Source organism: Paracoccus thiocyanatus (assembly GCF_900156255.1).
Classification (GTDB): domain Bacteria; phylum Pseudomonadota; class Alphaproteobacteria; order Rhodobacterales; family Rhodobacteraceae; genus Paracoccus; species Paracoccus thiocyanatus.
Genome location: NZ_FTMK01000002.1, coordinates 109,128 through 133,287, shown reverse-complemented (window position 1 = coordinate 133,287; position 24,160 = coordinate 109,128). Strand labels below are relative to the sequence as shown.

At 67.3% G+C, this 24,160-nt stretch carries 20 protein-coding genes; 5 read left to right on the top strand and 15 right to left on the bottom strand.

Annotation, left to right across the window (positions count from 1 at the left end):
* Positions 1-6: 6 nt before the first annotated feature.
* Complete coding sequence (locus tag F3H32_RS02030; protein ID WP_149763953.1) at positions 7-1,236, bottom strand: N-acetylmuramoyl-L-alanine amidase; 1,230 nt, start codon at positions 1,234-1,236, stop codon at positions 7-9.
* Positions 1,233-2,369 carry a pyridoxal phosphate-dependent aminotransferase gene (locus F3H32_RS02025; protein WP_149763951.1) on the bottom strand — a complete coding sequence of 379 codons (1,137 nt, stop codon included), beginning with the start codon at positions 2,367-2,369 and terminating at the stop codon, positions 1,233-1,235. The genes F3H32_RS02030 and F3H32_RS02025 overlap by 4 nt, the downstream gene beginning before the upstream one ends.
* A gap of 135 nt (positions 2,370-2,504) precedes the next feature.
* Here F3H32_RS02025 and F3H32_RS02020 point away from each other — a divergent pair, with 135 nt between their 5' ends.
* Positions 2,505-3,257, top strand: a complete 753-nt coding sequence (locus F3H32_RS02020; RefSeq protein ID WP_149763949.1) for a DsbA family protein — start codon at positions 2,505-2,507, stop codon at positions 3,255-3,257.
* Positions 3,258-3,346: 89 nt separating this feature from the next.
* On the opposite strand, the gene ispG is transcribed toward F3H32_RS02020, so the two are convergent.
* The 3 genes from ispG to hemA all read right to left on the bottom strand — a co-directional run bounded on the left by ispG (position 3,347) and on the right by hemA (position 7,162).
* Positions 3,347-4,471, bottom strand: coding sequence for a flavodoxin-dependent (E)-4-hydroxy-3-methylbut-2-enyl-diphosphate synthase (gene ispG, locus F3H32_RS02015; protein ID WP_149763947.1), 1,125 nt, complete (start codon positions 4,469-4,471; stop codon positions 3,347-3,349).
* A 128-nt stretch (positions 4,472-4,599) separates the two neighbouring features.
* Positions 4,600-5,826, bottom strand: coding sequence for a helix-turn-helix domain-containing protein (locus F3H32_RS02010; RefSeq protein ID WP_115755301.1), 1,227 nt, complete (start codon positions 5,824-5,826; stop codon positions 4,600-4,602).
* A 106-nt stretch (positions 5,827-5,932) separates the two neighbouring features.
* Positions 5,933-7,162 (bottom strand): 5-aminolevulinate synthase, encoded by a 1,230-nt coding sequence (gene hemA, locus F3H32_RS02005; protein WP_149763945.1) that lies wholly within the window; start codon positions 7,160-7,162, stop codon positions 5,933-5,935.
* A 169-nt stretch (positions 7,163-7,331) separates the two neighbouring features.
* Between hemA and F3H32_RS02000 the strand changes: the two genes are divergently transcribed.
* On the top strand, positions 7,332-8,717 hold the full coding sequence (locus F3H32_RS02000) for a M20/M25/M40 family metallo-hydrolase (RefSeq protein ID WP_149763943.1): 1,386 nt from the start codon (positions 7,332-7,334) through the stop codon (positions 8,715-8,717).
* A 118-nt stretch (positions 8,718-8,835) separates the two neighbouring features.
* Here F3H32_RS02000 and F3H32_RS01995 read toward each other — a convergent pair whose 3' ends face one another.
* The 5 genes from F3H32_RS01995 to F3H32_RS01975 form a co-directional block, all read right to left on the bottom strand.
* Positions 8,836-9,345, bottom strand: coding sequence for a CarD family transcriptional regulator (locus tag F3H32_RS01995; protein ID WP_036749634.1), 510 nt, complete (start codon positions 9,343-9,345; stop codon positions 8,836-8,838).
* A gap of 357 nt (positions 9,346-9,702) precedes the next feature.
* Positions 9,703-10,041 carry a ferredoxin FdxA gene (fdxA, locus tag F3H32_RS01990; RefSeq protein WP_115755298.1) on the bottom strand — a complete coding sequence of 113 codons (339 nt, stop codon included), beginning with the start codon at positions 10,039-10,041 and terminating at the stop codon, positions 9,703-9,705.
* Between the two features lie 169 nt (positions 10,042-10,210).
* Complete coding sequence (locus tag F3H32_RS01985; protein WP_149763941.1) at positions 10,211-10,480, bottom strand: RNA-binding S4 domain-containing protein; 270 nt, start codon at positions 10,478-10,480, stop codon at positions 10,211-10,213.
* Entirely contained in the window at positions 10,477-13,500 is a 3,024-nt protein-coding gene (locus F3H32_RS01980; RefSeq protein WP_149763940.1) for a helicase-related protein, read from the bottom strand. Before F3H32_RS01980 ends, F3H32_RS01985 begins: the two co-directional genes overlap by 4 nt.
* Before the next feature lies 1 nt (position 13,501).
* Positions 13,502-14,206: a tetratricopeptide repeat protein gene (locus tag F3H32_RS01975; protein ID WP_223191319.1), complete on the bottom strand. Its 705-nt coding sequence runs from the start codon at positions 14,204-14,206 to the stop codon at positions 13,502-13,504.
* A 60-nt stretch (positions 14,207-14,266) separates the two neighbouring features.
* Here F3H32_RS01975 and F3H32_RS01970 point away from each other — a divergent pair, with 60 nt between their 5' ends.
* The 3 genes from F3H32_RS01970 (at position 14,267) to F3H32_RS01960 (ending at position 17,442) form a co-directional block, all read left to right on the top strand.
* Complete coding sequence (locus F3H32_RS01970; RefSeq protein WP_149763936.1) at positions 14,267-14,551, top strand: SCP2 sterol-binding domain-containing protein; 285 nt, start codon at positions 14,267-14,269, stop codon at positions 14,549-14,551.
* A gap of 6 nt (positions 14,552-14,557) precedes the next feature.
* A complete protein-coding gene (locus F3H32_RS01965) occupies positions 14,558-15,502 on the top strand; it encodes an alpha/beta hydrolase (RefSeq protein WP_149763934.1) in 945 nt (314 codons plus the stop codon).
* A gap of 89 nt (positions 15,503-15,591) precedes the next feature.
* Positions 15,592-17,442: a M3 family oligoendopeptidase gene (locus F3H32_RS01960; RefSeq protein WP_223191318.1), complete on the top strand. Its 1,851-nt coding sequence runs from the start codon at positions 15,592-15,594 to the stop codon at positions 17,440-17,442.
* A 169-nt stretch (positions 17,443-17,611) separates the two neighbouring features.
* Here F3H32_RS01960 and F3H32_RS01955 read toward each other — a convergent pair whose 3' ends face one another.
* The 5 genes from F3H32_RS01955 to F3H32_RS01935 all read right to left on the bottom strand — a co-directional run bounded on the left by F3H32_RS01955 (position 17,612) and on the right by F3H32_RS01935 (position 23,986).
* A complete protein-coding gene (locus tag F3H32_RS01955; RefSeq protein WP_149763932.1) occupies positions 17,612-19,054 on the bottom strand; it encodes an NAD-dependent succinate-semialdehyde dehydrogenase in 1,443 nt (480 codons plus the stop codon).
* A 43-nt stretch (positions 19,055-19,097) separates the two neighbouring features.
* Positions 19,098-19,853: an IclR family transcriptional regulator gene (locus tag F3H32_RS01950; protein WP_149763930.1), complete on the bottom strand. Its 756-nt coding sequence runs from the start codon at positions 19,851-19,853 to the stop codon at positions 19,098-19,100.
* Positions 19,854-19,946: 93 nt separating this feature from the next.
* A complete protein-coding gene (locus F3H32_RS01945; protein ID WP_115756439.1) occupies positions 19,947-21,026 on the bottom strand; it encodes an extracellular solute-binding protein in 1,080 nt (359 codons plus the stop codon).
* Positions 21,027-21,059: 33 nt separating this feature from the next.
* Positions 21,060-22,841: an ABC transporter permease subunit gene (locus F3H32_RS01940; RefSeq protein ID WP_149763928.1), complete on the bottom strand. Its 1,782-nt coding sequence runs from the start codon at positions 22,839-22,841 to the stop codon at positions 21,060-21,062.
* Entirely contained in the window at positions 22,838-23,986 is a 1,149-nt protein-coding gene (locus F3H32_RS01935) for an ABC transporter ATP-binding protein (RefSeq protein ID WP_149763926.1), read from the bottom strand. The genes F3H32_RS01940 and F3H32_RS01935 overlap by 4 nt, the downstream gene beginning before the upstream one ends.
* Between the last annotated feature and the right edge of the window lie 174 nt (positions 23,987-24,160).

The window sequence follows — 24,160 nt, the reverse complement described above, 5'->3', positions numbered from 1 at the left end:
CTTGCGCTACTTGCGCAGCAGCGCGGCGCGGGCGGCGTCGTCCTGTGCCCAAAGCCCGATGGCCCGTGCCAGCGCCCGCGCCGTCTGCGCCCGCCAGTCGGGGTCGAACAGGTTCGCGCGGTCGCCCGGATCGGTCAGGAAACCCAGTTCCACCAGGACCGAGGGGATGTCGGGCGATTTCAGCACCGAGAAGGCCGCGCCGCGCACCGGCCGGCGATGCATGGCGATGCCCGCGCGGTTCAGTTCCGACACCGCGAACTTGGCAAAGGCTTCCGAGCGCGGATGCGTCTCGGTCCGCGCCAGGTCCATCAGCACATCGGCCACCTGGTCGTCGGTCCCCGACAGGTCCAGCCCCGCCAGCAGGTCGGCGCGGTCGTGGCGCAGCGCCAGTTCGCGGGTGGCGCGATCATCGGCCTGCGGGTTCCAGACATAGATCGACAGGCCCGCCGCCTCGCCCGCCGGCAGCGCATCGGCATGGAGCGAGATGAACAGGTCCGCCCCCGCCGCACGCGCCAATGTCATGCGCCGTTCCAGCGGGATGAAGCGGTCGTCCTGGCGGGTCGAGACGACCTCGAACCCGGCCTGGACCAGGATCTCGGTCAGTTCGCGGGCAAAGCCCAGCATCAACGCCGCCTCGCTGATGGCGCCGACCTGGGCGCCCGGATCATGGCCGCCATGGCCGGGATCCAGCCCCACGCGCAGCGGCCGCCCACCCCCGCGCCGCGGCGGCACCGAGGCGATCGCCGCAGGTTCGGGCAGGTCCCACAGCGCCGACAGGGCATTGCCGCGGGTGACGAAATCCTTTGGCTGCACCGGATCCAGGCGCAGCTTGACCAGCGCCCCGCCGGCTTGCGCCGGGGTCTGCGCGGCCATGCGCAGCGCGTAAGGGCCGGGCAATTCCATCACCAGCCGTGACCAGCCGGGACGAAAGCCGCCCCAGCGCAGCGCCGGGATCAGTTCGCGGCCCGGCAACGCATCGGCATCGCTGCCGGAAAAATCGATCTCGCGGAAATCGACCACCAGCCGCGGCGGGCCGTCCAGGAAATAGACGCGATAAGGCACTGGGCGGCTGATCGTCAGCCGCAGCTCCAACGGCCGCGGCTTGCCGCGGTCGCGCCCCTCGGCCACTAGCGCGGAATGCGCCAGATCGACCGTCGCGGCCTCCGGGCGCCCGCCGTCACCAGCCAGCGCGGGCAGCGCCAGCCAGATCAGCACAAGGGCGCAAAGCCATCTCATCGCGCCGCCATGAAGGCCGCGAGCCGGTCCAGCCCCTCGGCGATCTCGGCCGTCGCGGCCGCATAGCTGAAGCGCAGGGTGCGCGCGCCGCGATGCGGGTCGAAATCCAGGCCCGGCGTCACCGCCACCCCCGCCTTTTCAAGGATTTCCGCGGCAAAGCTTAGGCTGTCCGTCGTCAGGCCCGACACATCGGCATAGATGTAGAACGCCCCTTCGGGCGGGGCGATGCGGTCAAAGCCCATCTGCGGCAGGCGTTCCAGCATCAGCCGGCGGTTTTCGGCATAGACCGCCAGGTTCGCCTCGGCCTCGTCGACGCAATCCAGCGCCGCAAGCGCCGCGACCTGGCTGGCATGGGGCGGGCAGATGAACATGTTCTGGGCGATGCGCTCGACGGTGCGGATCATGCCGTCGGGCACCACCATCCAGCCTACGCGCCAGCCGGTCATGCTGAAATATTTCGAGAAGCTGTTGATGACAAAGACCTCGTCCGTCACCTCCAGCGCGGAATGGAAGCCCGCGCCGTAATCCAGCCCGTGATAGATCTCGTCCGAGATCACGTTCATGCCCAGTTCCGCCGCCCGCGCGGTCAGCGCCGCCAGTTCCTCGCGCCGCAGAACGGTGCCCGACGGGTTGCCGGGCGAGGCCAGGATCAGCCCCTGCGCATCCGTCGGCAGGTCGTCGGGGCGCGGCTGATAGCGATCCTGGGGCCGGGTCGGGATGCCCACCGGCGTCAGCGACATGGCGCGCAGGATCTGGCGATAGCTGGGATAGCCCGGCTCGCCCAAGGCCACCCGCTCGCCCGCGTCGAAAAGCGCCGAAAAGGCCAGGATGAAAGCCCCCGAGGAACCCGGCGTCACCACCACCCGCGCCGGGTCGAGGTCCAGCCCATACCAGCGCTTGTAAAGCCCGGCGATGCCCCGGCGCAGTTCCGGCAGGCCAAGCGCGACCGTATAGCCCAGCGGCCGGTCCAGCGCCGCCGCCAGCGCCCGGCGCGCAGCCTGGGGTGCCGGGGTCGAGGGCTGGCCGACCTCCATATGGATGATGCGCCGGCCCTCAGCCTCGGCCTTGCGGGCGGCTTCCATCACATCCATGACGATAAAGGGATCGACCTGCCCGCGGCGGGATTGTCTCATGTCGGCCATGCCTCGTGGTTTTGGCCGGGTATCGGGCCTGCGGACCGCCCGGTCAAGCCCGCGTGATGCCCCGGCCGACGGCTTGCAACGCCCTGTGCAAGCGGTCAAATTGTCGGGACCTGGAGAGGATTGCCGATGAAAGCTGTTTTGACCGCCGCGCTGCTTGCCGCGACCGCCCTGCCCGCCCTGGCCTTTGACCCCGCGAATATGAGCGCGGCCGAAAAGGCCGCCTTCGGCGAGGCGGTGCGCGATTACCTGATGGAAAATCCCGACGTGCTGATCGAATCGATCAACGTCCTGGAAGAGCGGCGGATGGCCGACGAGGCCAAGAACGACCAGTTGCTGGTCGAAAACAACAGGGACGCCATCTTCAACGACGGCCATAGCTGGATCGGCGGCAATCCCGAAGGCGACGTGACCCTGGTCGAATTCGTCGATTACCGCTGCGGCGTCTGCAAGCGGATCAGCCCGGATGTGCAGGATCTGATCGAAAGCGACGGCAATATCCGGTGGATCGTCAAGGAGTTCCCCATCCTGACCCAGGAAAGCGACATGGCCGCGCGCTTTGCCATCGCGGTCCAGCAAGAGGCGGGACCCGATGCCTATAAAAAGGCGCATGACGCGCTGATGCAGTCGCGCGGGCCGGTGAACCTGGAAAGCCTGACGGAAATGGCCGGCCAGCTTGGCCTGGACAGCCAGGCGGTCCTGAACCGGATGAATACCGAAGAGGTGTCGGCGGTGCTGCGCAAGAACCACCAATTGGCCGAGCAGATGCGCGTCATGGGCACGCCAACCTTCATCATCGAGGGCGAGATGCTGCGCGGCATGCCCGCCGAGGGGCTGGAAAGCACCATCGCCCGCGCGCGAGCGGCCAAGGCCGAGGGCTGAGGCTTTGCCGCCTGGGCGGGTTGCGCGGGCGGCGTGAGTATTTGGAAAACGGTGAATGGCAGAGGGCGGCGCATCGGGCCGCCCTTGCGCTATTCGGCGGCGGCGGGTGGCGCGGCCTCGATCTCGGCGGCGCGCTTTTCGACCAGCTCGACGATATGGTCGACCATCTGGTCATTGGTCATCTTGTGGTTCTGCTTGCCGGCCAGATAGACCATGCCCGCCCCCGCGCCGCCGCCGGTAAAGCCGATATCGGTCATCAGCGCCTCGCCCGGCCCGTTCACCACGCAGCCGATGATCGACAGGCTCATCGGGGTCTTGATGTGTTCCAGGCGCTTTTCCAGGATCTCGACCGTCTTGATCACGTCGAAGCCCTGGCGCGCGCAACTGGGGCAAGAGATGATCTGCACGCCGCGGGTGCGCAGGCCCAGCGATTTCAGGATCTCGAAGCCGACCTTGACCTCTTCGACCGGGTCGGCGGACAGGCTGACGCGGATCGTGTCGCCGATGCCCATCCACAAGAGGTTGCCCAGGCCGATGGCGGATTTCACCGTGCCCGACATCAGCCCGCCCGCCTCGGTGATGCCCAGGTGGATCGGCGCGTCCGTCGCCTCGGCCAATTGCTGATAGGCGGCGGCGGCCAGGAAGACGTCGCTGGCCTTTACGCTGATCTTGAATTCGTGGAAGTCGTTGTCCTGCAAGATCCTGATGTGGTCGAGACCGGATTCCACCATCGCATCCGGGCAGGGTTCGCCGTATTTCTCCAGCAGGTGGCGTTCCAGGCTGCCGGCGTTCACGCCGATGCGGATCGAGCAGCCGTGGTCGCGGGCGGCGCGGATCACCTCGCGCACGCGGACGGCATCGCCGATATTGCCGGGGTTGATGCGCAGGCAGGCCGCGCCTGCCTCGGCCGCCTCGATGGCGCGGCGATAGTGGAAATGGATGTCGGCCACGATCGGCACCGGGCTTTCGCGGCAGATTTCCTTCAGGGCGCGGGTCGATGCCTCGTCCGGGGTCGAGACGCGCACGATATCGGCCCCGACATCGGCGGCGCGGATGATCTGGTCCAGCGTCGCGCGCACGTCGGAGCTGTCGGTATTGGTCATGGTCTGCACGCTGATCGGCGCATCGCCTCCGACCGGAACGTTCCCGACCATGATCCGGCGCGACTTGCGCCGGTCGATATTGCGCCAGGGGCGGATCGGATTATGCGTCATGGGCTGGCCTTTTCCTGCGCCGGGTGCGGATTCTTCGCCAGAGATAGGCCGATGTGGCCCGGCGGGCAAGCCGCGCCGCGGTCATCGGGCCGCGCGATGCCGCAGCCGTGACCAGCGGATCGCGGCGCCTAGTCTTGCGCCGAAGCCTGCTCGGCCGGCTCGGCCGAGGCGAGGGCCATCATCTCGGCGAGCTGCGGATCCTTGCTAAGATCGGCAAAGACGTATTGCGCGGTCAGGGCGGTCGGCGACAGTTCCACATTCTTCACCACCTTGGCGCCGGGCGCAGCCGGGCCATAGGTGCGGCCGTTCACCGCGAAATAGACCGCGCCGGAATTGCCCGCGCGCAGCACCGGCGGCGCCTCCAGCTTGGGCAGCGCGAAGCGTTCGCCGGCATCCATGGTCTTTTCCAGCAGCACCGTGCCGTCGGCCGCAGTCACCCGCACCCAGGCCGGGCGGGCGGCCAATATCTCGACCTCGGGGGCGTCGGGGGCCACGGTGCGCACCGCAGCCTGTTCCGGCGGCATCTGCGGACCATAGACCCGATCCTGGGCCGGGCCTTGGGCTGTGCGGATGGCGGGTTCGGCCTGTTCCGGCTGCATGGCAGGCGCGTTCAGCCCCGGATCTATGGCGGCGATCGGCCCGTCCCGCGCGATCAGGACGGGAACTTCCAGCGCCTGCGGGCGATAGGTACGGTCCAGCCCTTCGGGACGGGGCAGGTTGACCTGGGCCGAATCCACGGTTTCGGGTGCCGCCGCCTCTTGCACCGGGTCAAGGGCGGCGATCACGCCGGGCGCCTGTTCGCCGGGCGTCAGGTTGACCTTTTGCACCTCTTGCAGCACGGCCCAGCCGCCATAGCCCAGCCCGCAGGCAAGAACCGCCATCACCAGCAGCGAGCCGATGGCGCGCGGCTCGATCGAGCTCCAGACGCTTTCCTGCCGCGGCAGGAAGATCGGATGCGGGTTGGCCAGCGCCTCGGCCGGGTCCGAGGGCCGGCGTTGCGGCTTGGGCCCCGCGGCCGAGGGCGCCATGCCATGGGTGGGCTGGAAGCCGGATTCCTGGCAGAAGCGGCGAAAGGTCCATTCCGCATCCATGCCCAGATAGCGGGCATAGGACCGCACATAGCCGGCGATGAAGCTGGGCGTGTCGAAGGCGGAAATGTCGCAATTCTCGATCGCGGCGACATAAGAGGCGCGGATGCGCAATTCGCGCTGGACGTCCAGCAGCGACTTGCCCAGCGTCGCCCGCTCGCCCCGCATCAGATCACCGAGACGAATATCTGGATCGTCGAAACCGGGCGGCAACGCCGCCGGCTCCTCATGGCCATTGGACGGGGGATTCCCCCTTAGCCCGATCATTGCGCCTGCCCCATTCTTTGCTGCGTGCCCCCCGAATCGGAAGACTCTCAGAACTTGATTAAAGCAAGGTTATCACGGGCGCGAGAGGTCTTCACCCCGAAACCGTTCACGCGGCAGAAGTTGAACGGTTCAGTTTGCACTGCGACCAAAGGTTGTCCATCGCCCGCACCAGAAGGTCGATCTGCTTGGGATCATGCACCGGCGAGGGGGTGAAACGCAGCCTTTCGGTGCCGCGCGGCACGGTCGGGAAGTTGATCGGCTGCACATAGATGCCGAAATCGGCCAGCAGCATGTCCGACAGCGCCTTGCAATGGATCGGGTTGCCGACATGCACCGGCACGATATGGCTGCCATGGTCCATGATCGGCATGCCCAGCCCGCGCAGCCGCATCTTGAGGATGCGGGCGTTCAACTGCTGCTGGTCGCGCAGCAATTGCCCCTCGGCCGTCTTGAGAAAGGCGATCGAGGCCGCGGCGCCGGCCGCCACCGCCGGCGGCAGCGAGGTGGTGAAGATGAAACCGGGCGCGTAAGAGCGGATGGCGTCGACCATCTTGGCCGAGGCGGCGATATAGCCGCCGAAGACGCCGAAGGCCTTGCCCAGCGTGCCGTTGAAGATGTCGATGCGGCCCATCAGCCCGTCGCGTTCGGCGACGCCGCCGCCGCGGGGACCATACATGCCGACGGCATGCACCTCGTCCAGATAGGTCAGGGCGTTGAATTCATCGGCCAGGTCGCAGATCGCCGCGATGGGGCCGAAATCCCCATCCATGGAGTAGATCGATTCAAAGGCGATCAGCTTGGGCGCGTCGGGATCGTCGGCTTCCAGCAATTCGCGCAGATGCGCCAGGTCGTTGTGGCGGAAGATGCGCTTGGCGCCGTCGAAACGCTTGATCCCCTCGATCATCGAGGCGTGGTTCAGCGCGTCGGAATAGATGATCAGGCCGGGGAACAGCTTGCGCAGCGTGGAAAGCGTCGCGTCATTGGCGATATAGGCGCTGGAAAAGACCAGCGCGGCTTCTTTCCCGTGCAGGTCGGCCAGTTCGGTTTCCAGCCGCTTGTGATAGATCGTGGTGCCCGAGATGTTGCGCGTCCCGCCCGAACCGGCGCCGGTGGAATCCAGCGCCTCGTGCATCGCCGCCAGCACCACCGGATGCTGTCCCATGCCCAGATAGTCGTTGCCGCACCAAACGGTGATCTCGCTTTCGCTGCCATCGGGCCGGGTCCAGATCGCCTGCGGAAAGGCCCCGTTGCGGCGTTCGATGTCGATGAAGGTGCGATAGCGCCCTTCTTCGTGCAGCTTGCCGATGGCCTGATCGAGGGCGGCTGAATAGTCCATCACAGATCCCTTGCCTTGCTTGAACTTGCTCGCTTGGGGGATCATTGTGCGATCCCGCGGGTCCCACCTTGATACGCATCAAGCCAGAGAAAATACAGCGTTAAAATGTCGCACCCAGACCAAAGAAGGCCGCATTTTCTCTGATAAAATCAATCAGGAAAGGTTAAGGATGACCGATCAATCCAGACTTGGCGAAGTGCTTGCAACGCTGGACGAAGGGCTGCCGGACGCGCTGGACCGGCTGATGGAATTCCTGCGCATCCCCTCGGTTTCGACCGACCCGGCCTATGCGGCCGAGGTGCGGCGGGCCGCGGACTGGCTTTGCGCGGAACTGGTGTCGCTGGGCTTCCAGGCATCGGTCCGGGACACGCCCGGCCACCCGATGGTCGTTGCCCATTCGCCCAAGGGGGACAGGCGGCCGGCGCTGTTTTACGGCCATTACGACGTGCAGCCGGTCGATCCGCTGGACCTGTGGCAGCGCCCGCCCTTCGAGCCGCAGGTCGAGGACACGCCCCAGGGCAAGGTGATCCGCGGCCGCGGCGCTTCGGACGACAAGGGCCAGCTTATGACATTCGTCGAGGCGGTGCGCGCCTGGAAGGCGGTGCATGGCGCGCTGCCCACCGACCTGGTGCTGCTGTTCGAGGGCGAGGAGGAATCCGGCTCGCCCAGCCTGCGCCCCTTTCTGCGCGAGAATGCCGATGAGCTGCGCGCCGGCATCGCCCTGATCTGCGACACCGGGCTTTATGCCGACGGCCGCCCGGCCATCACCACCCAGCTGCGCGGGCTTTGCGGCGAGGAGATCGTGATCCGCGCCGCCGACCGCGACCTGCATTCGGGCAGTTTCGGCGGGCTGGCGGCGAACCCGCTCCAGATCCTGGTCAACGCGCTTGCCACCATCAAGGATGCCAGCGGCCGCGTGACCCTGCCCGGCTTTTACGACGGCGTCGAGGACCTTTCGCCGGAATTGCGCGCCGACTGGGACGCGCTCGGCTTCGATCCGGCCGGGTTCCTGTCGCATGTCGGGCTGAAGCATCCGGTCGGCGAGACCGGCCGCACCGGGCTGGAGATGGTCTGGAACCGCCCCACATTCGAGATCAACGGCATCACCGGCGGCTATACCGGCGAAGGCTTCAAGACCGTCCTGCCGGCCGAGGCCCGCGCCAAGGTCAGCTTCCGCCTGACCGGGACGCAGGACCCCGCCCGCATCCGCGCGGCGTTCCGCGCCCATGTCCGCGCCGCCCTGCCCGCCGATTGCACGGTCGAGTTCCACGACCATGGCGCAAGCCCGGCCAGCCGCATGGATGTCGCGGACCCGGCCTTTGCCGCGGCCAAGGCGGCGCTAAGCCAGGAATGGGGACGCGAGGCGGCCTATATCGGCGCCGGCGGCTCGATCCCCATTGCCGGGGATTTCAAGGAAATCCTGGGCATGGACAGCATGCTGATCGGCTTTGCCCGCGACGACGACCGCATCCATTCCCCGAACGAGAAATACGACCTCGCGAGCTTTGCCAAGGGCGCGCGAAGCTGGGCGCGCATCCTGGCGGCGCTGGGATGAACTGCGGCGGGCGGCCCCTGCCCGCCCCGTTGCGGGCCGACGCCGCTTCACGATCAGCGCCCGCCGCCATGAAAAAGGGTGCCCCTGCGGGCACCCAGTCATTGCGGCGGCAGGTGGTTCAGGCGGCGCGCGCGGTCAGAACGGTTTCCACCTTTTTCTGGGCCCCAGCCTCGTCCATGCCGGAAACGGCGGCGACTTCGCGGGTCAGCCGGTCCAGCGCCGCTTCGTAAAGCTGGCGTTCGGAATAGGACTGCTCGCGCTGGTCGTCGTTGCGATGCAGGTCGCGCACCACCTCGGCGATCGACATCAGGTCGCCCGAATTGATCTTTTGCTCGTATTCCTGGGCGCGGCGCGACCACATCGCGCGCTTGACGCGAGCCTTGCCCTTAAGCGTGTCCAGCGCCCGTTCGACCAGGTCGGGGGTCGACAGGCCGCGCATGCCGATTTCGGTCGCCCGTGCGGTCGGGACGCGCAGGGTCATCTTGTCCTTCTCGAATGAGATCACGAACATTTCCAGCCGCAGCCCCGCGACCTCTTGCTCTTCGATCGAAACGATGCGACCCACACCATGGGTCGGATAGACGACAAAGTCATCGGGACGGAATTCGGTCTTCTTGGCTTTCGACATTGGGCTTCCTTCACAGCGGCGCCGCCACGCGGCACAAAGACCCCAAAGGCGGGACGATCCCCCCTTTCGGGCCAGATATTGTTGTTCTTGCACGTTTGACCGGGTGGGCGGTCGTGGCAGCAGCGCCGACAAAGCCACCAAAGCGGCCCCACCGGCGCGAGACGGCTGGATCATAACATAAAAATCCCGCCATTTCAAAGCTTCGCTGCAAAGCGGCGCGGGACCTGTCGAATAGGGAATTATTCCTGCAAGATCAGGCGACTGACGGATTGCGCCGGTCACATTAAAGCGCGCCCGGCGCGAATCACTTCCCGCCGGCAAGCCGCTTTTGCACCGGCCAAAGGCCGATGGCCGGCCTCAATCCCCCTCGCCCGGCGCTTCCGAAAAGTATTTTTCCAGCTTGCCGGGTGCGCCGTCCATTTCCTGATAGCCGGGCATCGGATCCTTCTTGCGGGTGATGACCGGCCAGTTCTCGGCATATTTGCGGTTGAACTCGACCCAGGTTTCCATGTCGGGCTCGGTATCGGGGCGAATCGCATCCGCCGGGCATTCGGGTTCGCAGACGCCGCAGTCGATACATTCGTCGGGATGGATCACCAGCGTATTCTCGCCTTCATAGAAACAGTCCACCGGGCACACCTCGACGCAGTCGGTGTATTTGCACATGATGCAGTTTTCTGTGACGACATAAGTCATGGCGAGATATTCCTGTTTCCTGACCGGCTAGTTACGCCCGCCGCCGCCATCAATCAAGGCCGGCAGGGCCGAAAAGACGAGGATAGGGCACGCGCACCGCCAGGTCGGGATGACGTTCTGCCGCAAGGCCGGCACGGGGAACCCGGTTCCCGAACGCGCAAGGGGCCGGCTAGAGTTCCTGGTAAAGCGTCGCCGCTTCGCTGGCCGGGCCGCGCCTTTCGCCCAGTTGAAGCACGCGCAGCACCCGCACCCGGCCATGGGCGGACAGGGTGACGGTGTCGCCGCCCCGCACCGCCTGGGCCGGCTTGCTGCAAGATTGCCCGTTCAGCCGGATGCCCCCGCCGCCGATCGCATCGGCGGCCAGGGTGCGTGTCTTGAACAGCCGCGCATGATGCAGCCAGCGGTCCAGCCGGATGCTTGCCGCGCCCTCTGTGCTCACGTCTTGTTCTTGAGCGCGGCCAGAATGGCAAAGGGGCTGTCGGGATCGGCCTTTTTCTCGGCCCGCGGCGGGCGGGCTTCGAATGTTTTCGGCCCGTCATGGCGCGGCTTGCCCTTGGGCTTGCCTTTGGGGCCGCGCTCGCCCCGTTCGCCGCGCTGGTCGTCGCGGCGCTTTCCTTCGAAAGGCTTGCCGTCGCGGCGGTTCTCCTGTCCCGCCTCGCGCTCGCGGCGCGGGCCGCGTTCGCCCTGCGGTCGGGCCTGCGCCTGGCCCTGCCCCTGGCGCTCGGCGCGTTCCGGCCGGCGGTGCCCGCCGCGCGGACGCGGCGCCCAGGTGAAGGTGTAGAACACTTCCATCTCGGGCGCCGGGGCTTGCGCCGGCTCGGCTGCGGGCGATTCGCCGCCGTCCTCGGCCTGGGCTTGGGCCGCAGCGGTCGGCTCGGCCCCCGCCGCGCTGGCGGCCTGTTCGGCCCCGGCCGCGCTGGCGGCCTGTTCGGCCTGCTCGGCCTCGGCCGCCTTGCGGGCGGCCTGCTCGGCCTCCCACTTGGCACGGGTCTCGGCGGCCAGGACGCTTTCCTCTTCGGTCAGCGGATGTTCGTGATCGGCCGGCTCGGCGGGGGTTTCGGGCGCCGGCTCGGGCGGGGTTTCGGCGCGGGCCTTGGCGCGCTCCGCCCGCTCGGCGCGATAGCCCAAGCCCTGCATCAGCCCGGCGAACTGTTCCAGGGTCATGCCGGTGATCGACAGCATGTCCGGCGTCGCCTCAAAGCCGCCGCGGCTGTCCTGGCTGCGCAGCATGTCGGCCAGCCGCTCCAGCATGTCGATGCGGATCGCGCGTTCGCCGGCCGGGTGATAGCCCGACAGCGTGTAATAGCCCTTGGGAACGTCGGGCAGGTTGGGGATCGTCACCAGGCCGGGCGGCGGGCTTTCGGGAAACTCGGCCAGGCCCTGGTCCAGCCCCCACAGCACCAGCCGCAGCCGGGTCGGCGCCGGCTTCAGCAGCGCCGGCTGGAAGATGGTGAACTGGCCGAAGCGCACGCCATGCTTGCGCAAAAGGCCGCGCGCCTCCTGGTCAAGCTCCTTGACCTCGGCCGCGACGCCTTCGCGCGGCAGCACGCCAAAGGATTCAAGCAGGCGAAAGCCGAAGCCGCGCGCCAGGCCGGTCAGCGTCTCGTCGTTCCTGAGCGCCAGAAGCGGCTCGAACAGCGTGGCGATCTTGCGGTCCACGAAATGCTGAAGGCGGCGGCGCACCTTTTCGGCGATCTCGGCGCCGGCCTCTTCGTCGACGAAGGGTTCGACGCCGGGCTTCAGCGCCTCGGTGCCCTTGACCAGCTTGCCCACCGCCGAGGCGCCCCACATCAGGCCGCCCTGTTCGGTGAAGTCCAGCTCGGTATCCGGCGCGTTATAGAAACGGTCGGCGCGCAGATGGAATTCGGGGCGCAGCGCCTCATAGGCGGCGCGTTGCAGCATCCGCGCCTCGTCCCCGGTTGCGCTCGGATCGGCGTGGAAGCGGAAGCCTTCCAGACGGCCGGCGAATTCGCCCTCGACCGTTACTTCGCCCTTGTCATTCACCTCGGCCAAAAGGCTCTCCTTCTGTTTGAGCCGGCGCAGCAGCACAGAGGTGCGCCGGTCCACGAATCTTTGCGTCAGCGCCGCGTGTAACGCGTCCGACAACCGATCTTCTACCGCGCGCGTCTCGGCGCGCCAATGACTTTCGTCCGACACCCAGCCCGAACGCTGGGCGACATAGGTCCAGGTGCGGATATATGCCAATCGTTTCGACAATGTGTCGATATCGCCCTGAACTCGGTCGATACGGCCGATCTGCCCCGCCAGCCAGTCGCCCGGAACGCCGCCCTCGCGCAGGAAGCCGAAGATCCGCGCCAACAGGGTCGCATGTTCCACCGGCGAGATGCCGCGGAAATCCGGGATCCGGCAGACATCCCACAGCAGCCGCACGTCGCGCGGATGCGTCACCTGGTCGCGGATTTCCGGCATCGACGACAGCGCCTTGAGCGCGCGCATGTCGTCCGCCTCGCGCCCCCGCGCCAGCCATTCCGACTGCGGCGCGGTCTCAAGGCTTTGCAGCAACCGCTCGACCGTGCCGAATTCCAGCGCCGCATTGCGCCACATCAACCGCGCGATGGGCTGGAAGCGGTGGTTCTCGATGGCCTCGACCAAGCCTTCCTCCAGCGGCGAGGCGTCGCCGGTCACGCCAAAGGTGCCCGGCTCGGTATGGCGCCCGGCGCGGCCGGCGATCTGGCCCAGCTCGTGCGGGAACAGCGGGCGATAGCGGCGGCCGTCGAATTTCTCGGTCGCGGAAAAGGCGATGTGGCGGATATCCAGGTTCAGCCCCATGCCGATGGCGTCGGTGGCGACCAGGTAATCGACCTCGCCCTGCTGATACATCGCGACCTGGGCGTTGCGGGTCCGGGGCGACAGCGCGCCCATGACCACGGCGCAGCCGCCCTTTTGCCGGCGGATCAGCTCGGCCGTGGCATAGACCTCTTCGACCGAGAAGCAGACGATGGCCGAACGCGGCGGCATCCGGCTGATCTTTTTCGAGCCGGCCCAGGACAGCGCCGAAAACCGCTCGCGCCGCATGAACTGCGCCTGCGGCACCAGCGCGGCGATGGCGGGGCGCATGGTGTCGCTGCCCAGCAGCAGGGTTTCGTGCAAGCCCCGCATGTTCAGCAGACGGTCGGTAAAGACATGGCCGCGTTCGGGGTCGGCGCAAAGCTGGATCTCGTCGATGGCGACGAAATCGGCGCCGACCTCGGGCATGGCCTCGGTGGTGGCGACCCAGTATTGCACCCGCTCGGGCACGATCCGCTCTTCGCCGGTGACCAGCGCCACGACCGAGGGGCCGCGCGCCTTGACGATACGGTCATAGACCTCGCGCGCCAGCAGGCGCAGCGGCAGGCCGATGACCCCGGTGCGATGCGCCAGCATCCGGTCGATGGCATAATGGGTCTTGCCGGTATTGGTCGGGCCAAGGACGGCCGTGACCCGCGATCTGTCCTGCATGTCAGGCGTCCGTGCCCTGCGTCTGGCGTTCGAGGCGGCGGACCGCATCCAGCGCCTCTTGTTGATGGGGATGGATCTTCAGGCTTTTGCGAAAGGCCGACAGCGCCCCGCGGTCGTCGCCCAGTTCCTCGAGAATGGCGCCAAGCTGGGTCAGGGCGCCGAAATGCCGCGGCTCCAGCCGCAGCGCCTGGCCCAGATCGGAAAGCGCGGGGCCCGGATCGCCGTCCAGGTAGAAGGCCACGGCGCGCAGATGCCAGCCGGCGGCGAAATCCGGTGCGTGATCGGTCAAAGCGGTCAAATGGCCGATGGCGGCGGCCGTGTCGCCGGCGTCCAGCGCCGATTCGCCGCGCTTGTAAAGCAGGTCCGTCACCGCCGATCCCGAACGCGACCAGATGCGGATGATGTCGGATTCGGCCCGCGCCCATGTCTCGCCGCCCGGCTGGGCCAGTTCGGCGAACAGCAGGTCCAGATCCTCGCGCGCGCGCAGCCGCGCGGCATCCGTCGGCTCGGCCGGGGGGGCGGGTTCGGCAAGCGGCCCCTGGGGCAGCGCATCGGGATCCGCGTCGGGCGCCGGCCCCGGCGCCTGGTCCTGGACGGCGGTCGCCGGCGGTGCGGCCTGCGCCGGCAGGACAGCCCCCAGGCCCGCCAGCCCCAGGAGAAGCGCTGCCGCGACGGCAGGATGGAAATGGGGGACTGGCAAAAGCATAATCCCCATGTAACTTTCCCCATCGTCTAATTCCAGACACGAGAACAGGAGATCGCGAGAATGAGCAAGGTCATCGAAGGCGCCGTGGCCGCGCTGGACGAAAAGGCCAAGGGCTTCGACGGCACCGCCAAGTTCGTCATCGAGGGCGAAGGCTCGGTCTATATCGACGAGAACGGCGCGCGCGCAGGCGATGACGAGGCCGAGGTGACGCTGACCGCCAGCCGCGAGACCTTCGAGGGGCTGCTGTCGGGCGACGTGAACCCGACCACCGCCTTCATGACCGGCAAGCTGCGGGTCGACGGCTCGATGGGCGCGGCGATGAAGCTGGGGGCGCTGCTGTCCTAGACGACGATGAAGCCCGCACCCTACAACACGCTGCCGGGCGACCCGATGCCCCAGGCCCGCGCCTTTTGGCTGCGGGCCGATGACGGGGTGCGCCTGCGCGCGGCGCATTGGGCGGCGGGCGGCGGCTCGGGGACGGTATTGCTGTTTCCGGGCCGCACGGAATACCTGGAAAAATACGACGGGATCGCCGCCGACCTGAATGCCGCCGGGCTGGACGTCCTGGCGCTGGACTGGCGCGGCCAGGGCATGTCGGACCGGCTGCAAGACAATGCGCGGCCCGGCCATATCGGCGATTTCGCCGATTACCAGCGCGATGTGGTGGAACTGGTGATCGCGGCGCAGGAACTGGACCTGCCGCGCCCCTGGCATCTGCTGGCGCATTCCATGGGCGGGGCCATCGGCCTGGCGGCGCTTGACGCCGGCCTGCCGGTCCAGGACGCGGTGTTTTCCGCGCCGATGTGGGGCATCAACCTGCGCCGCGTCCCCGCGGCGCTGGCGCTGGCCACCGCCCGCCTGGGGCAATGGCTGGGCCGCGGCGGCCATCCGGCGCCCGGCGCCGGCGGCGAGGACAGCTTTGTCCTGGTGGACCCGTTCCGCGGCAACCTGTTGACCGGCGACGGCCAGCGCTGGGGGCGGCTGGTGGCCGAAGCCGCGGCCTGGCCCGATATTTCCGTCGGCGGCGCCAGCAACGACTGGCTGTGCGCGGCGCTGCTGGAATGCCGGCGCCTGGCCGCCCTGCCCCCGCCCGCGCTGCCGGCGCTGATCGCGCTGGGCGACCGCGAGGCCATCGTCTCGGCCGCCGCGATCCGCGCCCGCGCCGCCGCATGGCCCGGCGCGACGCTGCTGGAGCTGGCCGATTGCCGCCACGAGCCGATGATGGAGCGCGCGCCGGTCCGCGACCGCTTCCTTGCCACCGCCCTGGCCCATTTCGGCGCCGTCCCGGCCGGCTGACGGCGCCATGGCAGCGCCGCTTATGCCATCCATGGCTTGCAGCCCGGCCGCGCAGAGGTCACATCTGGAACCAGATGAAAGGACCGATCATGACGATTTCTGCCCGAAATTCCCTGGACCGTATCCTGCCGCGCGACGAGAACGCCCTGGCCGTCGCTGCCCGCACCCCCGATCTGGGCGCGCTGCCGCAATGGGACCTGGGCGATCTTTACCCCGCCCCCGATTCCCCCGAACTGGACCGGGACGTGAAGGCGGTGGAAACCGCCTGCTGCACCTTTGCCCGCGACTATGACGGCAAGCTGGCCTCGCTTGACGCCGGCAAGATGCTGGACTGCATCGAGCGCTACCAGGAAATCGACATCCTGGCCGGCCGGGTCATGTCCTATGCCGGGCTGCGCTATTACCAGAACACCACCGATTCGGCCCGCGCCAAGCAGATGGGCGATCTTCAGGACCGCATCACCGCGGCGACCGCCAAGCTGGTCTTCTTCAGCCTGGAGTTCAACCGCATCCCCGATGCGCGCTACGAGGAAATCTTTGCCGCGCCGAACGGTCCGGCCCGCTACAAGCCGGTCTTCGACCGCATGCGCGCCATGCGCCCCTATCAGCTATCGAACGAGCTGGAACGGTTCTTGCACGACAATTCCGTGGTCGGCGCATCGGCCTGGAACCGGCTTTTCGACGAAACCACCGCCGGCCTGACCTTTGACGTGGAGGGCGAGGAGCTGGGGCTGGAGGCCACGCTGAACCTGCTGACCGACCACGACCGCGCCCGGCGCGAGGCCGGCGCCCGCGCCCTGGCCCAGGTCTTCGGCAGCAACGTCAAGCTTTTCGCCCGCATCCACAACACGCTCGCCAAGGAAAAATCCATCGAGGACAAGTGGCGCAAGATGCCGACGCCGCAGACGGCGCGGCACCTGTCGAACCATGTCGAGCCCGAGGTGGTCGAGGCGCTGCGCAACGCCGTCACCGCCGCCTATCCGCGCCTGTCGCACCGCTACTACCGGCTCAAGGCGCGCTGGCTTGGACTGGACAGGCTGCAAGTCTGGGACCGCAACGCGCCGCTGCCCAGCGAAAGCCCGCGGCTGATCCCCTGGGCCGAGGCGCAGGCGACGGTGCTGGACGCCTATGCGGGCTTTTCGCCCAAACTGGCGGACCTGGCGCAGCCCTTTTTCGAGAAAGGCTGGATCGACGCGGGGGTGAAGCCCGGCAAGGCGCCCGGCGCCTTTGCCCATCCGACCGTGACCACCGTCCATCCCTATGTGCTGCTGAACTATCTGGGCAAGCCGCGCGACGTGATGACGCTGGCGCATGAGCTGGGCCATGGCGTCCACCAGCGCCTGGCGGCCGGGCAAGGGGAACTGCTGGCCGCGACCCCGCTGACCCTGGCCGAGACCGCAAGCGTCTTTGGCGAGATGCTGACCTTCCGCGCGCTTCTGGCCCGCACCGCCGACAGGGCGCAGCGCAAGGCGCTGCTGGCCGGCAAGGTCGAGGACATGATCAACACCGTGGTGCGCCAGATCGCCTTCTATGATTTCGAATGCAAGCTGCATGCCGCGCGCGCCAAGGGCGAGTTGACGCCCGAAGACATCAACGCGCTGTGGATGTCGGTGCAGGCCGAAAGCCTGGGCGACGCCTTTGAGTTCATGCCGGGATACGAGACGTTCTGGACCTATGTGCCGCATTTCGTGCATTCGCCCTTTTACGTCTATGCCTATGCCTTTGGCGACGGGCTGGTGAACGCGCTTTACGCCGCCTACGAAGAGGGGCTGCCGGACTTCCAGGCGAAATATTTCGACATGCTGGCGGCAGGCGGCTCGCGCCATCACAAGGAATTGCTGGCGCCTTTCGGGCTTGACGCCTCGGACCCGGCCTTCTGGGACAAGGGGCTGGCGATGATCGAAGGCTTTATCGACGAATTGGAGGCGATGGAGCGTTGAGCCGCCGCGGCCGGGGGCGCGTCGCCCCCCGGACCCCCCGAGGATATTTCGACACGGAAGATGGCCGGCCGGTCACGGCAAGCGACCGCGTCCGAAGGGCCGCGCCGAAAGCCGCGGGCGGCGCGCGGGGCCCGGCTTGCCGGAAAGGCGGCCTTGCCGCAGGCCCCCCTTAGCCGGGCATCTGCGTCACGAACTTGGTGACGAGATAGGCGTCGATCGCCTCGGAGCCGCCTTCGGTGCCATAGCCGGATTCGCGAACGCCGCCAAAGGGCACTTCCGGCAATGCCAGCCCCAGGTGGTTGATCGTGGTCATGCCGGCGTCGATTTCCAGTCCCAGCCGCTGCATCGCCTGGGCGGAACGGGTGAAGGCATAGGAGGCCAAGCCGAAAGGCAGGCGGTTCGCTTCGACAATGGCTTCGTCCAGAGTGGCAAAGCGGTTGACCACCGCGACCGGGCCAAAGGGTTCCTCATGCATGATCCGCGCCGACAGCGGCACATCCGCGAGGACCGTCGGGGCAAAGAAATTGCCGCTATTGCCGATCCTTTCGCCGCCGGTGACCAGGCGCGCGCCCTGTTCGACCGCATCGGCGACCAGCGATTGCAGCGCGGCGACGCGGCGGTCATTGGCCAAGGGCCCCATCTGCACGTCCCGGTCGAAACCGTTGCCGGTCCGCGCCTTGGCCAAGGCAGCGCTGAAATCGTCCAGGAAGGGTTCGAATGCCGGACCCTGCACCAGAAAGCGCGTGGGCGAGACGCAGACCTGGCCGGCATTGCGCAGCTTGCTGCCCGCCATGATCTGCGCCGCGCGGGCGATGTCGGCATCCTCGCAGACGATGACCGGCGCGTGGCCGCCCAGTTCCATCGTCGCGCGCTTCATGTGCTGGCCCGCCAGGGCGGCCAGATGCTTGCCGACCGGCGTCGAGCCGGTGAAGGAAATCTTGCGGATCACCGGATGCGCGATCAGGTATTCCGAGATTTCGGCCGGCACGCCGAAGACCAGGTTGGCCACGCCCGCCGGCAGGCCGGCATCGGCAAAGGCGCGGATCAGTTCGGCCGGCGATGCCGGGGTTTCCTCGGGCGCCTTGACGATGATCGAGCAGCCCGCCGCCAGCGCCCCCGACAGCTTGCGCACCACCTGGTTGATCGGGAAATTCCACGGCGTGAAGGCGGCGACCGGCCCGACCGGCAGCTTGATCGCCATCTGCGTGACCCCCGCCGCGCGCGCCGGGATGATCTGGCCATAGGCGCGGCGGCCCTCTTCGGCGAACCAGTCGATGGTATCGGCGGCCGCCATGGTCTCGCCCCTGGCTTCGGCCAGCGGCTTGCCCTGTTCGCGGGTCATGATGGCGGCGATGGCATCGGCGCGCTCGCGCAGCAGGTCGGCGGCACGGCGCATGATGCGGCAGCGGTCAAAGGCGCCGGTCGCGCTCCAGGCGCGAAAGCCGCGTTCGGCTGCGGCAAGGGCGTCGTCCAGGTCGGGCCGCTCGGCATGAGCAAGCTGGCCGATCACCTGGTCGTTCGCGGGGTCGGTCACGGCGATGGTGCGGCCGCCCTTGCCGGGCCGCCATTGGCCGTCGATGAACAGCAGGGTGTCGGGATATGCGGCGGTCATGTGGTTCCTTTCTTGCGCCCGGCCTTTCTTGCAGCCCGGCATGTCAGTCGCGGGGGTTGTAGCCCAATGCGCGCGAGATGGCGCGCGCCGCCTGCATCACCTGAGGAGCGATTTCCTTGAGCTGCTTGCGCTTGATGCGGGAATCGGGCCCGGACATGCCGATGGCCCCCGCAAGTTCGCCCGAGCGATTGAGGACCGCGCAGGCGCAGGCGGCGATGCCTTCGCGCCACTCGCCCTCGGGGACAAGGGCGTGGCCCTGTTCGCGGGCCAGGCGGATATCCTCGCGCAGTTCGGCCAGCGTGGTCCGCGTGGTGTCGGTATAGCGCATCATGCGCCCGTCGAAACGGTCCAGGTAGTCGTCGGGCATATGCGCCAGCATCGCCTTGCCGGTGGCGACCGTATAGGCGGGCGCGCGGGCGCCGACGCTGGTATGGGCGCGGATGTGATGCGCGCTTTCGATCTTGTCCAGATAGACCACGTCGCTGCCATCCAGCACCGACAGATGCACGGTCTCTCCGGTCTGTTCGGCCAGCCGGATCATCGCCGGGCGGGCGATCTGGGTCAGATCCATCCGGCGGATCACATGGCTGCCCAGTTCCCAGATGCGCGTGGTCAGCGCATAATGGCTTTGCGGCGGCACCTGCCGGACATAGCCCTGCGATATCAGGGTGGCCAGCAGGCGGTGCACGTTGCTTTTCGTCAGTTCCAGTTCATTGGCAAGATCGGTAACGCCACGCGGCTGGTCGCTTAGCGAAAGCGCCTCGATCAGCCGCAAACCCTTTATAAATGCCTTGTCCATGTCCGGCTTGGTCTTCCCTTGCTGGCACGGGCCGGAACGGCCCGCGCGATTGTTATACATGGCCGGGGGCGTCGCCCAACAGGCCGGGCCTTTCTATTGCGCCAGCAGCGCGTTCAACTGTTCCTGGCCGTATTCCTCGTTCGTGGTGGTGCCATGGCCCGAGGCGGCGCCCCAGTAGTCCGGGCTCCATTCGATGGCTTTGGCCAGGTTTTCGGGATTGTTGGCCCAGTATTTGCTGATTTCCGGGTCTGCCGCCTCGTAGACCAGCGGCGAGGGCAGCGCGACCGGGTAGACCGAGGTCAGTTCGGCGGCGCGCGGGGCATCCAGCCGCCAGGACAAGAGCTTCAGCGCATTGTCGTAATTCGGCGCGCCCTTGGGGATCGAGAAGAAGTCGTAATAGACGAAGCCCTGGTTCCACTCGACTTCGAGCGGCGCCCCCTCAAGCGCAAGGATCGAGGACGAGCCGGTATAGGACATGCACAGGTCCGCCTCGCCGTCCAGCAGCAGTTGCGGCGCCTGTGCCGAGGTCGTCCACCATTTCGACACATGCGGCTTGATCTCGGCGATTTTCTTGAGCGCGCGGTCCATGTCGATGGGATAGATCTGTTCCTTGGGCACGCCATCGGCCATCAGCGCGGCCTCCATGACAAAGCGCGGCCAGGCGGGCATGCAGCGCTTGCCGGGGAATTTCTCGACATCCCAGAAATCGGCCCAGCTTTGCGGCTGCTGGTCGGAATAGACATCGGTGTTGTAGACCATGCCGACGCCGATCACCTGCAAGGCCACGCCCTTGGGACGCTTGAGGTTGTCAGGCATCGTCGCCAGCGTCTTCTGCGCCTCGTCGGACAGCTTGGAATAGTCGATGTCGGCCAGGCAGCAATCGCCCAGCAGCTTGGTTTCCTGGTCGAAGATGAAGGTCAGGTCCCATTCCGTCTTTCCGGCATCGACCTGTGCCTTGATGCGGGGGCCGGAACGCGCCTCTTGCACCGTCACCACGTCGATGCCGGTTTCCTTTTCAAAGGGATCGTACATCACCTCGCGCAGCGCATCGCCATAGGCGCCGCCGGGATCCTGCATCACCACCTCGCCTTCGGCCAGGGCCGGTGCGGCCAGCAGCGTGGCCAGGGCCAGGGCCGAGACCATGCCGGTCGCCTTGTTGTTCGGTCGAAGCATCTTATCCTCCTCCATTGGATGTTTTCTTTCGGTTCACGCGGCCCTGCCGCGGGCCAGCACCGGGCGGGCCAGGATGATTCCGCCCACGACCAGCAGCACCTCCAGCGTCGAGACGACGGCCAGTACCGGGTTCAGCTGATAGTTGATGTCCGCCCACAGCATCAGCGGCAGGGTCTTCATCCGCGGGCTGGACAGGAACAGCGACAGCACGAGTTCGTCGAACGAGTGCAGGAAGGCAAAGAACACCGCCGCCGCCAGGCCCGGCGCGATGGCGGGCAGCGTTACCGTGCGGAACACCGTCAGCGGCGAGGCGCCATGCACCGCGGCGCCCTGTTCCAGCCGCTGGTCCACCGCCTGCAACGAGGCCGCGACGATCACCACCACGATGGGGATGCCGCCGATGGCATGGGCGGCGGCCAGGCCCAGATAGGTGCCCACCAGCCCCAGTTTCAGAAACAGCGCGTAAAGCGACAGGCCCAGCACCACCGGCGGCACGATCATCGGGCTGACCAGCAGCAGCATCAGCGCCGATTTGTGGCGGATATTGCTGCGCACGATGCCCATGGCGGCCGTCGCGCCCAGGCTGACCGAGATCACCGCCGAAAGCGAGGCGATGCCCAGCGAGTTCCAAAACGCCGTCATCCAGTTGCTGTCCGAGAAGAATTTCTCATACCAGCGCAGCGACCAGTCGGGCGGCGGGAAGGTCAGGTAGCTGGCCTTGCTGAACGAGATCACCATGACGACGAAGATCGGGACGATGACCGTGACAATCACGCAGGCGCCCATGATCCACACCGTGGCGCGTCCCCAGCCGGCCGGCAGCCGGCCAAGCAGCCGCAGCAGCGGCCAGCCCAGCATATCGGCCAGCACCATGGCAAGCCCGCGGCGCGGCGCCCGGCTGCGGGCGGTCTTGTCGGCGGCGGGTTTGGCGGGCGCGTCGCCCAGCTTGCCCCCGCCCCAGATGAATTGGAAACCCATGATCCGGCCTGCCAGGCCGACCACGACCAGCGTGATCACCAGCAGCACCACCGCCAGCGCTTGCAGGAACCCCTCGCCGGTGATGGAATCGGCTTGCTGGGTGATGTGCATGGCGAACATCTGGTCCCCAGGCCCCCCCAGCAGCGTGGGGGTGATGAAGAAACCCAGCCCGGCCACGAAGACCAGCAAGAACCCCGCGCCGATGCCGGGCAGGGTCAGCGGCAGCAGCACCCGCCAGAACACCGCCAGCGGCCCCGCGCCCGAGGCCAGCGCCGCCCGCGTCAGCCCCTGGTCCAGCCGCGCCACGGATGCATAGATGCTCAGCACCATCAGCGGCAGCAGCACCGCGGTCATGCCCAACAGCACCGAGCCGCGGTTGAACAGCAGCGCCAGCGGCGTGTCGATCAGCCCCAGCGTTTGCAGCAGCTTGTTGATCGGGCCGTTGCGGCCCAGCAGCACCATCCAGGCATAGGTGCGGATCAGGATGGCGATGAAATAGGGCAGGATCACCGCGGTCGCGATCAGGACCTGCACGATCCCGCGCGTGCGATGGATCAACAGCGCCGTCGGATAGCCCAGCAGCGCGCAAAGACAGGCAACCGTAAAGGCGATCTGCATGGTGCGCAGCAGCGATTCCCAGTATAGCGGAACCGAGAACACCCGCTCGAAATGCGTGGACCAGGTCGGACCGGACATGCTGACCCGGAACAGGTCGATCAGCGGCATCAGATAGAACAGCGCCAGGAACAGCACCGCCGGCACCAGCAGCAGCGCCGGGTTCTTCAGCCGCTGCGCAAGGCCCGCGCGGGCGGCGGGGGCAAGGCTTGCCTGGGTCATGACAGCACCCAGCTATCGGCCGCGCCCCAGCCGACATTCAGGCGCGCGCCGACCGCCGGCAGGTCGCGCCCGGCGATGTCGGGACAGCGGATCAACAGGGTCTGGCCGTCGTCCAGCACCACCTCGATGCGCAGCACCTCGCCCAGGAACAGCGCCGAGGTCACGGTCGCGGGCATGCTGCCCGGCACCGGCGCGTCATGCAGGGCGATGCGTTCGGGGCGGACCAGCACCGTGGCCCTGTCGTCCTGGACGCCGTGGCGCGACTGCGCCTCGAAGACTTGACCGCCGGGCGTGCGCAGCGTCAGGACCCGGCCGTCGCGTCCGACCACCTGCGCGTCGATCAGGTTGCTTTCCCCCACGAACGAGGCGACGAAGCGGCTTTGCGGGCGGCGATAGATTTCGGCCGGGCGGGCGATCTGCACGATATGGCCGGCATCCATCACCGCAATGCGGTCGGACATGGTCAGCGCCTCGGACTGGTCGTGGGTCACGAACAGGATGGTGCTGCCGATGGTCTGGTGCAGTTCGCGAATCTCGATCTGGATCGATTCGCGCAACCGGCGGTCAAGCGCGCTCAGCGGCTCGTCCATCAGCACGACGCGCGGGCGCATGACGATGGCGCGCGCGATGGCGACGCGCTGCTGCTGGCCGCCCGACATCTGCGAGGGCAGCTTGCCCGCATGGTCCGAAAGCCGCATCATTTCCAGCGTTTCCGCCACGCGCCGGTCGCTGGTGGCGCGGTCCATCTTGGCCATGCGCATGGGAAAGGCCACGTTCTGCGCCACGGTCATGTTGGGAAACAGCGCATAGCTTTGGAACACCATCCCAAAGCCGCGCCGATGCGTCGGCACGTTCTGGATCGGCGCACCATCGACCAGGATCTCGCCGGCGTCGGGTGCCTGAAAACCCGCCAGCAGGTTCAGCAGCGTGGTCTTGCCGCTGCCCGAAGGGCCCAGCAGCGTGATGAATTCGCCCGGCTCGATGTCCAGGCTGATACGGTCTGCCGCGACGAAGGCGCCGTAATTCTTGACCACGTTGCGAATCGTGATGCCCGCGCCGATCGCCCCCTGCGAAGGTATGGCCCGCGCCGCTTGCATGTCCGGCGATTCCAGGCGCAATTCGCGCCGCGCCAATGTCTGCGCCATGTTTCCCCCTCTCGTTCTATATTACAGAACGTCATTCCGTATTTCATTCTCCGCGCTCTGCCCGACTTGTCAAGACAATCTGCATTCCGGAACAAACAGCACGGAAACCGGCCGAATGGAACGGATTGACTTGCCGGCCCGGCTCTGCCTATCATGATTTTCAGAATACTGTTC

Excerpts from the sequence above, each read along its gene's own strand:
- F3H32_RS02030 (WP_149763953.1), bottom strand. The coding sequence starts at position 1,236 with ATGAGATGGCTTTGCGCCCTTGTGCTGATCTGGCTGGCGCTGCCCGCG.
- F3H32_RS02025 (WP_149763951.1), bottom strand. The coding sequence starts at position 2,369 with ATGAGACAATCCCGCCGCGGGCAGGTCGATCCCTTTATCGTCATGGAT.
- F3H32_RS02020 (WP_149763949.1), top strand. The coding sequence starts at position 2,505 with ATGAAAGCTGTTTTGACCGCCGCGCTGCTTGCCGCGACCGCCCTGCCC.
- ispG (WP_149763947.1), bottom strand. The coding sequence starts at position 4,471 with ATGACGCATAATCCGATCCGCCCCTGGCGCAATATCGACCGGCGCAAG.
- F3H32_RS02010 (WP_115755301.1), bottom strand. The coding sequence starts at position 5,826 with ATGATCGGGCTAAGGGGGAATCCCCCGTCCAATGGCCATGAGGAGCCG.
- hemA (WP_149763945.1), bottom strand. The coding sequence starts at position 7,162 with ATGGACTATTCAGCCGCCCTCGATCAGGCCATCGGCAAGCTGCACGAA.
- F3H32_RS02000 (WP_149763943.1), top strand. The coding sequence starts at position 7,332 with ATGACCGATCAATCCAGACTTGGCGAAGTGCTTGCAACGCTGGACGAA.
- F3H32_RS01995 (WP_036749634.1), bottom strand. The coding sequence starts at position 9,345 with ATGTCGAAAGCCAAGAAGACCGAATTCCGTCCCGATGACTTTGTCGTC.
- fdxA (WP_115755298.1), bottom strand. The coding sequence starts at position 10,041 with ATGACTTATGTCGTCACAGAAAACTGCATCATGTGCAAATACACCGAC.
- F3H32_RS01980 (WP_149763940.1), bottom strand. The coding sequence starts at position 13,500 with ATGCAGGACAGATCGCGGGTCACGGCCGTCCTTGGCCCGACCAATACC.
- F3H32_RS01975 (WP_223191319.1), bottom strand. The coding sequence starts at position 14,206 with ATGCTTTTGCCAGTCCCCCATTTCCATCCTGCCGTCGCGGCAGCGCTT.
- F3H32_RS01970 (WP_149763936.1), top strand. The coding sequence starts at position 14,267 with ATGAGCAAGGTCATCGAAGGCGCCGTGGCCGCGCTGGACGAAAAGGCC.
- F3H32_RS01965 (WP_149763934.1), top strand. The coding sequence starts at position 14,558 with ATGAAGCCCGCACCCTACAACACGCTGCCGGGCGACCCGATGCCCCAG.
- F3H32_RS01960 (WP_223191318.1), top strand. The coding sequence starts at position 15,592 with ATGACGATTTCTGCCCGAAATTCCCTGGACCGTATCCTGCCGCGCGAC.
- F3H32_RS01955 (WP_149763932.1), bottom strand. The coding sequence starts at position 19,054 with ATGACCGCCGCATATCCCGACACCCTGCTGTTCATCGACGGCCAATGG.
- F3H32_RS01950 (WP_149763930.1), bottom strand. The coding sequence starts at position 19,853 with ATGGACAAGGCATTTATAAAGGGTTTGCGGCTGATCGAGGCGCTTTCG.
- F3H32_RS01945 (WP_115756439.1), bottom strand. The coding sequence starts at position 21,026 with ATGCTTCGACCGAACAACAAGGCGACCGGCATGGTCTCGGCCCTGGCC.
- F3H32_RS01940 (WP_149763928.1), bottom strand. The coding sequence starts at position 22,841 with ATGACCCAGGCAAGCCTTGCCCCCGCCGCCCGCGCGGGCCTTGCGCAG.
- F3H32_RS01935 (WP_149763926.1), bottom strand. The coding sequence starts at position 23,986 with ATGGCGCAGACATTGGCGCGGCGCGAATTGCGCCTGGAATCGCCGGAC.